The 16,135-nt window shown below is 33.3% G+C and carries 13 protein-coding genes; 2 read left to right on the top strand and 11 right to left on the bottom strand.

The features are described from left to right. Positions 1 to 2: 2 nt before the first annotated feature. The 3 genes from WD055_05270 to WD055_05280 form a co-directional block, all read right to left on the bottom strand. A complete protein-coding gene (locus WD055_05270; protein ID MEX0849615.1) occupies positions 3 to 695 on the bottom strand; it encodes a hemerythrin domain-containing protein in 693 nt (230 codons plus the stop codon). Positions 696 to 1,098: 403 nt separating this feature from the next. Next, the gene (locus WD055_05275) at positions 1,099 to 1,374 is read right to left on the bottom strand and encodes an HAD family acid phosphatase (protein MEX0849616.1); all 276 of its coding nucleotides are present in this window, start codon (positions 1,372 to 1,374) and stop codon (positions 1,099 to 1,101) included. Beyond that, entirely contained in the window at positions 1,358 to 1,603 is a 246-nt protein-coding gene (locus WD055_05280) for a hypothetical protein (protein MEX0849617.1), read from the bottom strand. The genes WD055_05275 and WD055_05280 overlap by 17 nt, the downstream gene beginning before the upstream one ends. A 233-nt stretch (positions 1,604 to 1,836) precedes the next feature. Here WD055_05280 and WD055_05285 point away from each other — a divergent pair, with 233 nt between their 5' ends. After that, a complete protein-coding gene (locus WD055_05285) occupies positions 1,837 to 4,518 on the top strand; it encodes a pitrilysin family protein (GenBank protein ID MEX0849618.1) in 2,682 nt (893 codons plus the stop codon). A gap of 80 nt (positions 4,519 to 4,598) precedes the next feature. Here the strand turns inward: WD055_05285 and WD055_05290 are convergent, their stop codons facing one another. The 3 genes from WD055_05290 to WD055_05300 all read right to left on the bottom strand — a co-directional run bounded on the left by WD055_05290 (position 4,599) and on the right by WD055_05300 (position 6,866). Beyond that, positions 4,599 to 4,964, bottom strand: coding sequence for a hypothetical protein (locus WD055_05290; protein MEX0849619.1), 366 nt, complete (start codon positions 4,962 to 4,964; stop codon positions 4,599 to 4,601). 210 nt (positions 4,965 to 5,174) lie between these two features. After that, positions 5,175 to 6,089, bottom strand: a complete 915-nt coding sequence (locus WD055_05295) for an L-lactate dehydrogenase (GenBank protein MEX0849620.1) — start codon at positions 6,087 to 6,089, stop codon at positions 5,175 to 5,177. Between the two features lie 3 nt (positions 6,090 to 6,092). Further along, a complete protein-coding gene (locus WD055_05300) occupies positions 6,093 to 6,866 on the bottom strand; it encodes a DUF1295 domain-containing protein (protein MEX0849621.1) in 774 nt (257 codons plus the stop codon). Between the two features lie 161 nt (positions 6,867 to 7,027). Between WD055_05300 and WD055_05305 the strand changes: the two genes are divergently transcribed. After that, complete coding sequence (locus tag WD055_05305; GenBank protein ID MEX0849622.1) at positions 7,028 to 7,864, top strand: A/G-specific adenine glycosylase; 837 nt, start codon at positions 7,028 to 7,030, stop codon at positions 7,862 to 7,864. 1,274 nt (positions 7,865 to 9,138) lie between these two features. Here WD055_05305 and WD055_05310 read toward each other — a convergent pair. The 5 genes from WD055_05310 to WD055_05330 all read right to left on the bottom strand — a co-directional run bounded on the left by WD055_05310 (position 9,139) and on the right by WD055_05330 (position 16,116). Beyond that, positions 9,139 to 10,356, bottom strand: a complete 1,218-nt coding sequence (locus WD055_05310) for a hypothetical protein (GenBank protein MEX0849623.1) — start codon at positions 10,354 to 10,356, stop codon at positions 9,139 to 9,141. Between the two features lie 35 nt (positions 10,357 to 10,391). After that, on the bottom strand, positions 10,392 to 11,744 hold the full coding sequence (locus WD055_05315) for a hypothetical protein (GenBank protein ID MEX0849624.1): 1,353 nt from the start codon (positions 11,742 to 11,744) through the stop codon (positions 10,392 to 10,394). 25 nt (positions 11,745 to 11,769) lie between these two features. Further along, positions 11,770 to 13,122 (bottom strand): hypothetical protein, encoded by a 1,353-nt coding sequence (locus WD055_05320; GenBank protein MEX0849625.1) that lies wholly within the window; start codon positions 13,120 to 13,122, stop codon positions 11,770 to 11,772. A gap of 122 nt (positions 13,123 to 13,244) precedes the next feature. Beyond that, the gene (locus WD055_05325) at positions 13,245 to 14,711 is read right to left on the bottom strand and encodes a cryptochrome/photolyase family protein (protein ID MEX0849626.1); all 1,467 of its coding nucleotides are present in this window, start codon (positions 14,709 to 14,711) and stop codon (positions 13,245 to 13,247) included. 4 nt (positions 14,712 to 14,715) lie between these two features. After that, positions 14,716 to 16,116 carry a deoxyribodipyrimidine photo-lyase gene (locus WD055_05330; GenBank protein ID MEX0849627.1) on the bottom strand — a complete coding sequence of 467 codons (1,401 nt, stop codon included), beginning with the start codon at positions 16,114 to 16,116 and terminating at the stop codon, positions 14,716 to 14,718. Between the last annotated feature and the right edge of the window lie 19 nt (positions 16,117 to 16,135).

Consider the following 16,135-nt stretch of genomic DNA (forward strand, 5'->3'; position numbering starts at 1 on the left):
TATTACTTTGTATTCGGAGTGAATTGTTCTAATTTATAGATGCCAAATTGTTTTTCAATGTCAGCTACTTTATTTAAAATAGATTTAAAGCCATTATCGCCAAATAGTTTATGCTCCAATTCTTCAAATTTCTCACTGAGCTCTTTAAATTCTTTTGGACTTATTAGTGAACGAATAAGAGGAAATAAAACCGTGTCCTCACGTGCTTCATGTGGACGGTACATAGATATAAACTTTTGCATTAATCTTTTTGCGGCATGTTTTTCTTTTGTATTAAGATCTTTTTTGTTAGTAACTATTTTTTTAAGTTGTGATGTAATTATTCGGCCTTTTACATGTTGGTCTTTTAATGTTCTGACCAATTGTACCTTTTTTTTCTTTTTTTCAAAAAGTGGAAAGATATAATCTTCTTCCAGTTTTTCATGATAATTTTCTATAAAAGATTCAATTATTTGAATAGCTTTTTCAAGTGATTGTATTGGAAAATCAGACTTGCAATCTATTCTTCTAATGCACTCTTCATAGATCAATAAAAGACGATTGAGAATGCCATGTTCTCTCATGAGATCTTCTGTTAATGGGATTTCAAATTCTTCTTTTTTAATCACATTTACATCCTTTTGCTCGATAGAGAATAAAATCTTAAAATTTAATAATATAGGAATAACAAAAAAAATAGCTAACAATTTCTTCATGTTTTATTTCCTCTTTTATAGTAATTAAGAACATGAGATGAATCAGTCCCTTGTTATTATTATTATCGAATATGTAATAACTTTACAAGTTTGTGTGATTAATAGTGAAATTTTTGCTTCATAGATCAAAAAAAGAAAAATTTAGCTCTCGAGATTTTTGTTCAAAAGTTCACCCAGATATTGAAGCAATACGCTATTCACTCAAAATATAATTTGGAATTTTTATTTTAATGCCTGTATAGTCACCTTCTAAGTCACTCTATTGATCTCCAATGCGTAATAATGTCATAGCTTTCTTGTACAAGTTCAGCACGTTTTTGTTTTTTATATTGATAAAATGGGGTGATTTTTTTCTTCAGGTGTACGCAAGATAATGCGCTCAAAAGTTGTGTTTTCTTCTTTGCTAAATTGCATTATTATTAAAGTATGCGTAGTACGAAAGTGCCGTTTCGTCAATATCAATAATCACCACTGAGGTTTCAGTTGCTTTTATGTTTTGCAACTGTTGCCATGCTTTTTGCAAAGCTTTATCTGTTTCCTTTTCAAATGCTTCAGATTCATAATATTCTTGAACTTGTTTTTTTACTTCAGCGATGTTTGCGGGTTTTGCTAAAATGTCATTTGTTATGATTGCAAAAAAATAGAACGCATATTTTTTTTCATTACACTTCTGCGTCAAATTTAGCTTTCAATTTTCGGTAAACTTCATGCATCTCTTGCGTAATCACACTGGTTTGACCAATAATATGTATCCAATTGGTGTCATTGTGCCAACGCGGAACAATTTGTACATGTAAGTGATTAGGTTTGCTTGCCCCAGCGGCTTTGCCAATATTAATACCAACATTTGCTCCATGCGTATGAAATGTTCCTTTTAAAGCAGAAACAGCCATTGATGTTGCTTCCATCAATGCAAAATACGCATGCTGTTTTTAATTTTTTTGCATCTTGCTTATGCCAACATTCGTTTGTGTAGGTTGCACGTTTTGGATTATAAATTGAGGATCAGTGTGTATTTGTTTGCATGATGGACAAAAGAAATATACATGTGATTATTTTCTTAAACATTGTTATAATCCTTTTTTTGAAGTTAGTGCAAAAAAGCATTTTAATTTATACTATCGATACAGGAGAAAGGCAAATGAGAAAATTATTATTGATTGGTTGCTTATTACAACCTATTTTTGTTTCAATTCAAGGAAAATCACCTACTATGCATATTGATAAAAAAGTTCTAAAAAATGGTTTAACTGTTTTAGTCCGTCCAAATCATACAGTACCGAAAGTTTCTGTTCAACTTTGGTATAACGTCGGTTCAAAAGATGAAAAAGATGGCGAAAAAGGGATTGCGCATCTTATTGAACATATGATGTTTAAAGGCACAAAAGAGATGCTCTCCGAAACTGATATCAAAGTTATAGCGCATATGCTCTCAGGTAACTGTAATGCATTTACTTCATATGACTATACCGGTTATTTATTCAATATGCCATCACATAATTGGCGACAAGTTTTGCCTATTATGGCGGACTGCATGGTCAATACTTCATTTAAAGATGATCACTTAAATTCAGAAATGAAAGCGGTTATTCAAGAGCTTAAAATGCTCAAAGATAATCATACACGGTCCGTTGTTTATAATTTGTTAACCTCTATCTTTCCGGATCATCCATATCATTATCCATTGATTGGTTACAAACAGGATTTATGGTCGGTAACGGGTGCAGATTTAGAACGTTTTTATAAAAAACATTATTTGCCAAATAACGCAACATTAATAGTTGTAGGCGATGTTGACGCTCAAGAGGTATTTACATTAGCGGAACAGTATTTTGGTGCTATACCTGCGAATTTTGATTATAAAAGAGAGGATTTCTATCACAACCCTGATATTGCATCAAAGTCAGTTTCAATTTATAGAGATGTTCAACAACCAATTGGTATCTTTGCTTTTGTTGTTCCAGGCGCAAAAGAAAAACTGGCCCATTTAACTGATGTGATATCAAATATTTTAGGGGGTGGTAAAAGTTCACGTTTATATAAAAAACTAATTGATGAACGGCAGTTGGTAACATCACTTGATACTATGTGTCTTGACCTGTTTGATCATGGACTTTTTTTGGTACTGTTTACTCCAAAACGTGAACAAGATATTGATGAAATAGAGTTTGTTCTTTTTGGTGAAATCAATGACATTGTACGCAATGGTGTAAATGATAAAGAGCTGCAAACGGCACTTAAAAAAGCAAAAATGAGCGAATATAGTTTGCTTGAAAAAAATGAAAAACAGGCATATGTGATTGGTAAATATCAATTAGCTTGTAATGATCCGGGTTATGTATTTACTTATTTAGATATTCCAAAAGATGCTTTGCAAAAAGATATACAAACCTTTTTGAGTTATTATTGTCGTCCAAGTGTTATGCATAAAGGATTAGTATTGCCATTGCCTGAAAATGATAAGGCACAATGGTTAAGCTTCCAAGAAGCTTCAGATTTACAAGATGCACGTATTTTATCGGCTCGTCAGCGTGAAACACAAGTTGAAATGCCAAAATATGCGCAAAAGATTCAAATTCAACAACCAACTGATTTCAATTTTCCTAAAGCGCAAGAAGCGCAACTTGAAAATGGCATGAAACTATTTTGGTATAAAAATGATCAAACTCCAAAAATAAATCTTGTTTTAGAATTTAAAGCAAAATCTTGGAATGATCCGCAAGATAAACAAGGTTTGTTTGCATTTGTTACCCGTATGATGACTGAGGGGACAAAAAATTATACGGCAAATGAACTTGCCGAGGAATTTGAGTCTCGAGGCATGGCTATTTCAATGTATCCTGGTGGTATTTCAATGTCTCTGTTGCATGAGGATCTGCAAAAAGGTCTTGAATTATTGAATGAACTGTTAACCAATGCAATATTCTCAATTGATGCGATCGAAAAAGTTCGCGCTCAAATGTTATCCGAGTTGAAACAGTTTTGGGACAACCCAGACTATTTTTCAAGTCAATTAATGAGTGAAATGGTTTATAAAGGTCATCCATTTAGTAAAAATAGTATGGGAACCGTTGAGTCTGTTTTATCAATCACTCAAAAAGATTTAATCGATTTTTATAACAGTTATATTTCCCCCGATGGTGCAAAATGTGCAATTGTGGGTGATTTGCGTGGTTATGATATAAAGGCTGAAGTGCAAAAAACATTAGGTAATTGGAATGGGTCTCAAATTGATGAGCTTGAATTTCCTGAGGTGCAAGATGCATGTGCTCAGGAAAAAGTTTATCCTATTAATAGAGATCAAGTTACTTTAATGATGGCAAAAAAATCGATTGATCGTAAAAATAGTGATTATGATAAACTACTTATTTTCGATCAAATTTTTGGTGGTTCATTGCATTCACGTTTGTATCAACTGCGTGAACAAAGTGGCCTTTTTTATACTATAAACGGTTCGACTATTGCTCAATCAGGCCTGCAACCGGGAATGGTTGTTGTGCGAACTTTAGTATCCAAAGATCGCGCCCATGAGGCGGAAAAAGCAATAAAAGAGATGATGAAATCCGTAAGTGAAACATTGACTGATCAAGAGATTGCAGAGGCAAAAAATGCTTTAGCAAGTAATCTAGTAAGCTTTTTTGATTCGAATGCAAATATTGCTCAAGCTTTTCTATTTTTAGATAAATATGGATTTAATGCTGATTACTTTGACCATCGTGCAAAAAATATTGCACAGATAACGTTGCAGGAAGTAAAAGATGCTGCAAGTAGATATTTATTACCAGATGAAATGTGTGTGTTGCGTATTGGGCGTTTGGATTAAGAAGTAATTTTTAAAATAAAAAAGGGTAGCTAATTTGATAGCTACCCTTTTTTTTATATAAGTTTTAGAAACTTATTCGATTATCCACAAGTATCAGGTATTGCACCGTCAGCTCGTAATTCTTCGACTTGTTGTGGAGTTGGTTCAACTGCACAAGCAGGTTTGTCTGCACATGAATAAGTTACGTGTTCACTACGGTGAACATGTTTATTTATGTGGCGACGGGCAGGAACTAAATAACAAAGATCCGGTTGCTCGCCTTCGCTGCAATCGTTACTATAAGTTACTTCACAAATACGTGCAGGTCCGATACATTGTTTAGCCGGCGCACATCTTGGAGCGCATACAGGTGCACATTTTGGAGCACAGCTACGGCCACAACGGCGAGCTTCAGTCATACCAACAAATGAAGCAGCCAATAATGCTACTACTAATAATTTCTTCATAAAAAATCCCTTTTGGTTTATGAAGGTTTAACAAATACTATCTACTTCAAGATCTTGAGTAGTTCTTTACTACTATCACCATTGTAGCATCTAGTATTTTCTATTTGCAATAAATTTTTATAAAAAAACAAAAAAGTATCACCAAAAATCATGAAAACCCTTTATTTTAGGGGTTTTATTGTATTTGGTTATTATGAAAAAAATAAGAAATTAGGATATTTTTAGACACAAATTGTGCTTCATTTCTTTAAGTTTGGAGATAGAATCTTGGAGCATTTTGTTCTCTTGGCTGTCTAGAGGGACGTTGAGCACTGATTTTATTCCTTGAGCGTCAATTATTGCCGGGACGCTCATGCATATATCATATTCTTGAATATAGCATGATACGGGCATGATGCGTTTTTGATTGAAAATTATATTCTCACAAGTGGCTGCTAGGCATGATGCAATCCCATAACAGGTATAATTTTTGTACTGAATGATTTCATACGCTTTTTCTTGGGTTTTTTTTGCTATTGCATTGAGCTCTGATTTTTCAATAAAGTTTGTTAGTGGCGATCCTGCAATAGTTGCAGATGAAAGCGCTGCCACTTGGCTGTCGCCATGTTCGCCTAATACATATGCATGTATCGATTGTTCAGCAATGCCGGTTTTTTCTGCGATTAAATTGCGTAATCTGAGTGAATCAAGTAAAGTGCCGGAGCCAAAAACCTGTTTTTTTGGCAATTTTGCAATCTGTTGAGCGTATAATGTGAGCGTATCTACAGGATTGGTAACCATAATGAGTATGGCGTCAGTATTGATTGGGGTCATATCATCAATTATCTGTTTGATTATCTGTTGGTTAATATGTAATAATTCTGAGCGAGGCTGCCCTTTTTTTTGTGCTTTTCCTGCTGTTATTATGATAATATCTGCTTGTCCGACTTGTTTTAAAGTTGCTTGTGATATTTTTGATGTTTTACTAAAAAATAGTGCATCAGAAAGGTCTAAAGCTTCACCTTTGCAATCTAACTCATTGATATCAACAAGCATAATTTCAGCGGCAAAATTGTTCATTAGGCATGCATAAGCTGTGGTTGATCCCACAGAACCTGTGCCAATAATAGCTATTTTTGTTGGCATGGATTAACCTTTTTTTGTGAACCATGGGATAAAGATACTTGTTTTTCTTTTGTATTGTGCAAATTGCGCTAAGCCTTGCAGTTGTTTTTCGGCCAATGGAATCCCCGAAACGAATAATAAAATATATGAAATCATAATAGGGCTTATAACTGATATCCATCCATTAGGGACGTTTAATGCAACAATAAACATTCCCCACCAGATCATAACTTCGCCAAAATAGTTCGGATGACGTGAATAGCGCCATAATCCTTTCATCATGATTTGTCCTCTATTGGCAGGATCCTGCAGGAATAAATAAAGCTGCCAATCGGCAACGCTTTCAAAAAAGAGACCAATCATCCAAATTGCGAATCCTAAAAGATCAAAAAAGGTGAGCTCAATGGTGGTGCTGCTATTTACTATAATGATTGGTGTTGCAATGACGAGCATGATAATGCCTTGTAGTATAAAGACTTGTAGGTAACTGCGCCAAATAAATTGGTTGCCCCACATCTTTCGCCAACGGCTATAACGTGGATCTTCTTCTTTCCCTTTATTGCGCATATAAATGTGAATAGCTAATCGAGTTCCCCAAGTTAAAGTCATCACAGTAATCAAAATATGTCGTTGCAAAAAAATACCTGATTTAAAAAAACTGTAAAGTGCAATTAATATAAAGCCAATGCCCCATCCAATATCTGCAATACTGTTATCTTTTTTTTGCAATGCAAGAACAAATAAAATGTTCATAAAGACGAATATGATAAGTGCGCAATACATAAAGGTGACAATCATTGTTTCTCCTTTTTGATATGCATTGAGCATAGAAAATATTGAGTTTATGTATCAAGAGTTATATTACAACTTAGTTGGGTTGTAACTTTACAATACAACCAAAAAAATGCATCATAAATGCAATTAAAAACATATAAAAGCTAAACTGAGATATTATAAATATGCAAAGCTCAACAAATAAGAAGTTAACAAAAAAAGAGATAGGGGAGTTTCAAAACTTTATTTGGCAATTTTATAAACAATATGGACGTCCATTTGCATGGCGAAATGTAGAGAACTCATATTATATTTTAGTTTCAGAGATTATGTTGCAACAAACGCAAACATATCGTGTAGAGCCAAAATTTGAACAGTTTATTGCAGCATTTCCCGATATACAAACATTGGCCCAAGCAGATTTGCGGGATGTTTTGGGTGTATGGCAAGGTTTGGGATACAACCGACGAGGCAAAGCATTGTGGCAAAATGCGCAGCGTGTTGTTGATGAATTTAAGGGAGTATTGCCCGATGATCCGGATGTACTGCAAACATTTACTCATATTGGGCCAAATACTGCAGCTTCAATTACAGCCTTTGCATTCAATAAACCGGTTGTTTTTATTGAGACAAATATTCGTGCAGTCTTTTTGCATTCTTTTTTTAAAGATCAGGAAAAGATCAAAGATGCTCAGTTAATGCCATTGATTGCGCAAACTTTAGATGTAAATAATGCTCGAGAGTGGTATTATGCGCTGATGGATTATGGCGTGCATTTGAAAAAAAGTTTACCTAATCCTAGCCGTAAAAGTGCTCATCACGCAGTACAGTCAAAATTTCAAGGTTCAGATAGGCAAATTCGTGGCAAAATTATCAAAAAAATTGTAGAAGTTCAATCTATAAATAAAGATGAATTGATAATGTTTTTGGGTAAAGAGTCTGAGCGTTATGAACGTATTTTAAATGCATTGGTTGCGGAACAAATGGTTTTGGAAAAAAATAATCAAATTTATATTAAATAACTCACCTTACGCAATAAATACAATATATTAGATATCTTATAGTTACTTAAAACCTTTTTACTATGAATTATATTCTCTCTTGTTTTCCTGCCCGCCTTAGCTTCCATCTTACGTTGAAACTTACTCCTTCGCTGAAGCTTCTGCGCACAAGTCAGAGGACAGACCTACGAAGTGATTGTGTTAAAAGTCAATAAATCTTAAATTGTTTTTAGTTTTGCACAAAATAATATCTTAATGAAGTCTCATTTCAAAAGATAAGTATACTTTTACATTGTGCGTAACTTAATAAGTATTCTTTTAGGTAACATCGGTTCCCACTGGATCCTCTTCGCCTGTCCTCTGAAGTTTCAACGTAAGATGGAAGCTAAGGCGGGCAGGCTGCGGATGCCTATGCATTACCCACATCTTTTGTAATGCTTTAAATAATTATTTTAAACAGGTTTAACTTTCAAGCTTATTTTAGAAAAAATTACTTTCAAAATAATTATCACACAAAATAACAAAGTTTCTCACCCCTGTCATTCCTGCGAAGGCAGGAATCCACAATAAATGAAATAAATTCATTAAAAAATATTATTTTAGATTCCCTGTAATTTTCCTCATAAGCCCTACAATGCCTATGCTATTTAATTGTACAAGCTTTTTATGGATTCCTGCCTTCGCAGGAATGACAGGATGAGGGAAATGGCGCCATGGAAAGCCTAAAACAAAAAATATGTTTTTTAAAGGATAAAATGTGGATAATGCATAGGCGAATGCGGGGATCCACTAATTAAGATTTTCTCATTTTAGGATTCTTTATTTTTCATTAAACCTTTTTTAAAGCTATAGTTATTTCAAAACTTACATGATGCACTTTATTACGAATTAATCCCCGTTCTTACGAATTCGATAATCAAGATTATAAAGTTATTTCAACTTTATTTACTATCACAAAAAATAGAAATAAGGAAAATTTAATTAGTGGATCCCCGCATTCGCTAGGACGACAAAGAGGGTATTTCAACATTAAAAAACAATTTGTTATCGTGTATAATTTCATTCAAGAGATGAGAGCACAAGTTTCTATAAGAGGTCTATTGTTTAAACATACTTGATGACAAAATAGGCAAATTTATTTATTTTTTCACTTAGATTATTATCACATACTATTTGAAAACTGTGTGATAATAATTTTTAAAAAGAGTTTCTTCTAAAATAAGTTATTAAATCTATGAGTGTGTAAGATGAGTTAAGAGATGAGAGCACAAGTTTTTACAAGAGGTCTCGTGAATTTAAGTAAAGAACATTACTGTAATTATCAAGAAATTTGTGAAGACAAATGGCCAATACATTAATCTGAAAAAGAGCGTCTCTTTAGGCATAGATTTAATCGTTTCAGTTGATCCTAATGTTTTGACATAGCGGACAGCGAGCATAATATTAAAAAGAATAATAATATAGCTCAAAAAGTAAGCGTATTCAGGATAGCTGGGGACGTTTGATGGAATCAGGTCGCGTAAGCGTTGGTGAGATACAATCAGTGCAAATAATATTGCGGCGTTGATACTAAGATATGAATGTGGCCGTGAAAAAAGACGACGGAACATCAATAAAAATGCAAACGATAATACTAAGATGGTGATAACCGGCAAGAATACCAGTATGAGTAGATTTATTACTTCTCTTTTTATATTAATGTTGAAATTTAATACCGGAAAATTATTTGCAAAGATATAATCTTTAACGCCGTGATTAGCAGAGCTTTTTTTTGTTGTATATGAATAGTAAGTCTTTTCGATTGCCAGCTTGGTCGGATTCAAATTTTCATCAATGCCAATTTGCTGATTTTCGTCTGTTTTCCATGATGAAAAATCAGGAGTAAGTATTACCGGTTTAGTTAATGATGAATGGGCCAGCTCTACATTAATTTTTTGTTTATCCAAAGGAAACTGTGTGTAGTCTAATTGTTTGATAAGCTCTACTTTGAAGTCAAAGCCGTATACTATTCCATTTTCAGTTTTAAGTTGATATGTTGGAGTAATTTGTGAGCTGCGTGCATTAAGAATTACCACCTCTTTTGCAAGATCTTTATCTTTTTGAGTATATGTTTGCCAAATTGAACCGGATAGTGAAACAGTGTTTTCATTTTGTATATTAATAGATTTGATAATTACGCCGGTAGGAATAAGATATTGTAATGATGGATCCATTTCTCTCTGTTTTGTATTTTTGTCTAAAAAGCTATTTTGTTCCGTGATAGTATAGATGGGGGTATTGTTGATTTGGCTTTGACTTGTATCGACATGGTAGAAAGTGTATAAGATTGTGTAGCTACCCAAAAACATAAAAAAAGAAAAAATACTTGAAATGAACCAATAGGTGCTGCTGTTTCTCATGCGTAACCACATAAACACAGACAATAAAAAAAAGAGAGCAACTGGTCCTATAGTGAGGAATACAAGTAAAGGGCTATGATTTTCCATGAGCGTTGTGATCAAAGATGTTTTCATGTTCAGGACCCCTTTTTAGAAATTTTCGTTATTTTTTAATGTTTAGGTTTGCTATCTTTGATTTTTTTTGTAGAAAATATATATCGCGTGAATAAAAAAGCCGTAAATATAAGTGTTAATAAAATAAGTATGTTCCAAAAGCCAATAATTATCATGAGTCGATACAGAGAACTAAGTATTTCGCTTTTGTCTTTTTCTACAAGAATTGCCCAATTTAAACCTTTAATTTTTAGCGGTGCAAATGCACTCAAAACTTTAAGACCGCGGTAATCTTTTGTTTCAATTTCTCCTGTTTTTCCTTTCAATGCTTTTCTTGCGGATTTGGTATTTACTCTTTGCAGTAAAATAGTTGTATCAAAAGTTTCTATGTTTTTAATAATAAGAGAATCAGTTTTTTCATTTTTTAGTTGTTGTAGGTAGTTTTTGCGATCTTGAATTAAGAAGCGTGAAATGCTACGCATAGAAAAATCATTACCGATTAAATATGCTTCGCCTGTTTTACCTAGTCCGGCTTTTTCCCATTCTTTATCATCAGTCATATACAGATTTATTTGATCACTAGGCATTTGAAAAGCTAGCACACCGATTTGTATGTCATTTTCATAAATTGGCGTTGCTATGAATGCAGCAGGTGCAGCATAAGAAGGATCATAAAAATTGTAATCAATTATTGTTGCATGAAGAGTTTTTTCAGCTTGTGAGATTTGTTTTATCAGTTGAGCAAGGTTGGACTTTTTGAGTTCGGTGGTGAACAAATTGTTAGCAAAATCTATTTCTTTAAATACTGTATATAGAATAACTCCCGAGACATGATCTATTAAAAAAATGTCATAATATTTAAACTTTTCAAGAAAATTGCGTAAATATGGGTGATATTTTGCATGAACTTCATTATAGCTTCCTGCTTTAGGAGCATCAGTCAGTTTATCTTTTTGGCCTATAGGATTTGGGTTTTCTGCAATATAAACGTTTTGTAAAAGGACTGAGGCAGATTTTTCCGGTATAAACTGTTCTGCGTTCTTTTTTATACTTAGATGAGGGTTTAGTCGCGCAAGGAATTCATTATCATAGTAGTTAGATAATGTTTTTTTCTGCATATTTAGTTGATCATTATCTGTTCCATTATTTAATGATTCAAAAGCCTCCTTGAACTCTTTCATTGCATTAATAATCATAAAGTCTTGTGCAAATGTTTCACATTGATTTTGAATTTGATTGAAATAGGTTTCAATTTGCAGTTTTTTAGCGGTTCGTATTGCTGTTAAAGAGTCTTTTGATATTAGGGTGAATGCTTTTTTCCCATTATAATAGATAATAAATAATGTTAAGAAAGTTGTTGTGATACCAAAAAATAAAATGGTATAAAAAGTTTTTTGCTCTGTATTCATTTCGTAAGATCCATATTTTTATTTTTTAATGTTTAGGTTTGCTATCTTTGATTTTTTTTGTAGAAAATATATATCGCGTGAATAAAAAAGCCGTAAATATAAGTGTTAATAAAATAAGTATGTTCCAAAAGCCAATAATTATCATGAGTCGATACAGAGAACTAAGTATTTCGCTTTTGTCTTTTTCTACAAGAATTGCCCAATTTAAACCTTTAATTTTTAGCGGTGCAAATGCACTCAAAACTTTAAGACCGCGGTAATCTTTTGTTTCAATTTCTCCTGTTTTTCCTTTCAATGCTTTTCTTGCGGATTTGGTATTTACTCTTTGCAGTAAAATAGTTGTATCAAAAGTTTCTATGTTTTTAATAACAAGAGAATCAGTTTTCTCATTTTTTAGTTGCTGTAGGTAGTTTTTGCGATTTTGAATTAAGAAGCGTGAAATGCTCCGCATAGAAAAATCATTCCCGATTAAATATGCTTCACCTGTTTTGCCAAAACCGGTTTTGCCCCATTCTTTATCATCAGTCATATACAGATTTATTTGATCAGTAGGCATTTGAAAAGCTAGCACACCGATTTGTATATCGTTTTCATAAATCGGCGTCGCTATGAATGCAGCAGGTGCAGCATAAGAAGGATCGTAAAAGTTGTAATCAATTATTGTTGCATGAAGAGGCTTTTCAGCTTGTGAGATTTGTTTTATTAATTGAGCAAGATTTGATTTTTTGAGTTCGGTGGTGAATAAATTATTAGCAAAATCTATTTCTTTAAATACTGTATATAGAACAACTCCCGAGACATGATCTATCAAAAAGACGTCATAATATTTAAACTTTTCCAGGAAATTGCGTAAATATGGATGATATTTTGTATGAACCTCATTGTAGCTTCCTGCTTTAGGAGCATCAGTCAGTTTATCTTTTTGGCCTGTAGGGTTTGGGTTTTCTGCAATATAAACGTTTTGTAAAAGGACTGAGGCAGATTTTTCTGGCATAAACTGTTCTGCGTTCTTTTTTATACTTAGATGAGGGTTTAGTCGCGCAAGGAATTCATTATCATAGTAGTTAGATAATGTTTTTTTCTGCATATTTAGTTGATCATTATCTGTTCCATTATTTAATGATTCAAAAGCCTCCTTGAACTCTTTCATTGCATTAATAATCATAAAGTCTTGTGCAAATGTTTCACATTGATTTTGAATTTGATTGAAGTAGGTTTCAATTTGCAGCTTTTTAGCGGTTCGTATTGCTGTTAAAGAGTCTTTTAGGATTAGAGTGAGTGTGTTTTTTCCATTATAATAAACAATCGATAACATTAAGAAAGTTGTTGTGATGCCAAAAAATAAGATGGTATAAAAAGTTTTTTGCCCTGTATTCATTTTTGTAAGATCCATATTTTTATTTTTAATATTGTTATTAATATAAAAAAACAGCTTTGAAAATTTCAACAATATCTTTGTTGTGGTTTTTTATATCTTGTTATTCGCAAATGAATATAGGGCTATAGATGAGCTAAGAACTCATCAGATTCTTTTATATATGCTTGTATTTTTTTTGTATGTATGCGCTGAAGATAGCTATACATAATTGCAAGCCGAGGGATTTTTTTTATAACATTTCTTTTTTTATATATAAAGTGCCAATAAAGAGCGTTCCAAGTTTCACACCATTTTCCCTTTTTATAATCGCTCATTTTAAGGATATAGTTTGATCCGGAAATATATGGTTTTGTTGTCATGCTCCCACCATCGGCATATTGGCTCATACCATATACGTTTGGCACCATTACCCAGTCGTATGAATCAATAAAAAATTCCATAAACCAGCGATAAATATCATTGGGATTGATTTCACACAAAAGCATGAAATTACCCAAAACCATTAAGCGTAAAATATGATGATTGTATGCATAGTTTAATGCTTGATTTATAGCGTCATCAACTGGAGGAATCTTCGTTTTGGCATCCCAAAAAGATTTCGGCATTTTTCTTTTGTGCTCGAAAAAGTTACTTTTGCGCTGTTCTTGGCCTTCAAGAATATATACTGCACGAACATATTCTCGCCAACCAATTAATTGTCGAATGAATCCCTCAAGTGAATTGATGGGAACTTTGTTTTTTTTAGCATAGGCCAGTGTTTTTTCTAAAATATCCTGTGGTGTTAATAATCCAACGTTAAGTAATGGAGAGAGCACTGAATGAAAGAGTACGAGTTCATTTTGTACTATCGCATCTTGATAAGGACCAAATTGAGCAAAACGTTTTTCTAAAAAATCATCAAATGCTTTTTTAGCAGTTGGGTATGTTGTAGGATAAAAAAAAGTTTCGGCATTACCATAATTGTTTTTGAAATGCTTTTGTACGTAATTGATCGCTTCTTTTTGATATTTGTTAGTGCGGGGTTTATAAAAAATTGGAATCTTTATAGAATCTGGCAAAGGTTTTCGATTTTCAGCATCAAAGCTCCATTTACCTCCTATTGGGTTTCCTTTTTGGGTCATCAATATGTTTAGTCGTTTACGTTGTGCTTGATAAAATCCTTGCTGGCGAAAATTCTTTTTGTTTTTGAAATATTTTTTAATCCAGTCAGTTGGTGTTAAAAATAACGGCGTTTCATAAAATTCGAGAGCTGTTTTTATTTTTTTACACCTTGCTTTTAACACTTTTTCAAATGGTGTGTCGACCGGATCAAGACAGTGTAAAATGTCGATTTTTTTTGCTTTGATTTGCTTTTCAAACTCTTTGCTGTTGTGATGCTCAATGTAAACGACCATGTGCCCATTTTTTTTTAAAAAATCTTTGTACATTTGCATCGTGGCACGATGAAATATAATCTTTTGTTTGTGAAAATTGAAATCTGAAAAGTAACGTTCAAATTCAACCAAAAAAACTGTTTCTTTTTTCTTTTCAAGCAACGGATGCTGTTCAAGCAGTTGTGTAGGAAGAATCAATATCGCTTCATTACTCATGGTATTACCCTGCCTGTTTAAACATTTTCAATGCAATCTCTTTTTCTTTTTTATGGTTAACCATTGGCCGTGGATAGTTGAGTTCAGGGCTTTTGTCCGATGCCCAATTATGGATGACTTTATTATCGACATTTTCAAGTTCAGGAATCCAGCGTTTGATGTAGATGCATTCAGGATCAAATTTTTTTTGTTGTAACCAAGGGTTGAAAATCCTGAAATAGGGTTGCGGATCACAGCCTGTTGATGCTGCCCATTGCCAATTACCATTATTTACACATGGATCATAATCAACCAGTTTTTGTGCAAAATATTTTTCACCCCATAACCAATTGATATGCAGATCTTTCACCAAAAATGATGCAACAATCATGCGCGCACGATTATGCATCCAGCCTGTTTCATTCATTTGGCGCATACCGGCATCAACGATAGGAAAACCGGTTTTGCCTTCGCACCATAGCTCAAAATTTTTTTTACTAAGACTCCATGTTAATTTGTCATATTTATCTTGAAATGCATGCCCAAAAACTTTAGGCCATGCGTAGGCAATGTGATAATAAAAATCACGCCAATAAAGTTGACGAATCAAACCTTTCGGACCGGCAGCTCCGAGTGCATTGCGCATGTTCCAATAAAGCTCCCTAATCGATACAGTGCCAAATTTATTGTGAGCTGAAAGAAGTGTTGTATCAATTGCAGGTGTATTGCGGATCTCATCATAATTTTTAAATTCGTTTAATGTCCGCATAATTTTCAGGCCATTTGTTCTGCCACCGTGCACAGCTACCCGTTCGACAGGATCAGGATGAATTTTTTCCTTTTTTAAGATTTTTTTATAGATAGTTTTATCTTCGGCAAAATCGATCTTTTTGTTATAAAAAGAGTCATAACGAAATGCATGATCTTTTGTTACGGGAAATTGCACGGAACGCTTCCAGAATGGTGTAAATACTTTATATGGTTCGCCCGATTTGGTCAAAATCTTGCCTGGTGAATTGAGCAGCGCATCATCATATGCATGAAATGAAACGCTATGATCTTTGCATAGTTTTTCAAGATTTTGGTCACGTTTTTTTGCATATGGCGTGTAATCTTTATTAGTAAAAACGGCATCGATTTTTTCTTTTTTAATCAATTTTGTTACTACGTGCTCAAGCTCATCATGAAAAAGATAGAGTTTGCCGTTTCTATTTTCGACACGTTGTTGCAGATCTTGCAATGATTCAATCATAAACTGAATGGCGTTGTCGCTGCGATACTTATTGTTTTTGCCTATTTGTTCAGGTGTAAAAACAAATATAGGAATAACTGCTTTTGATTCATTGCATGCAGCTAATAGCCCAGTGTTGTCATGTAGTCTTAGATCACGATGAAAAATAAATGCCGATTTTTTGAATTGATACAATTTTTACCTTTTAGAGTTT

This window comes from Candidatus Dependentiae bacterium, from assembly GCA_040878395.1.
Classification (GTDB): Bacteria; Babelota; Babeliae; order Babelales; family Vermiphilaceae; genus JAKBEL01.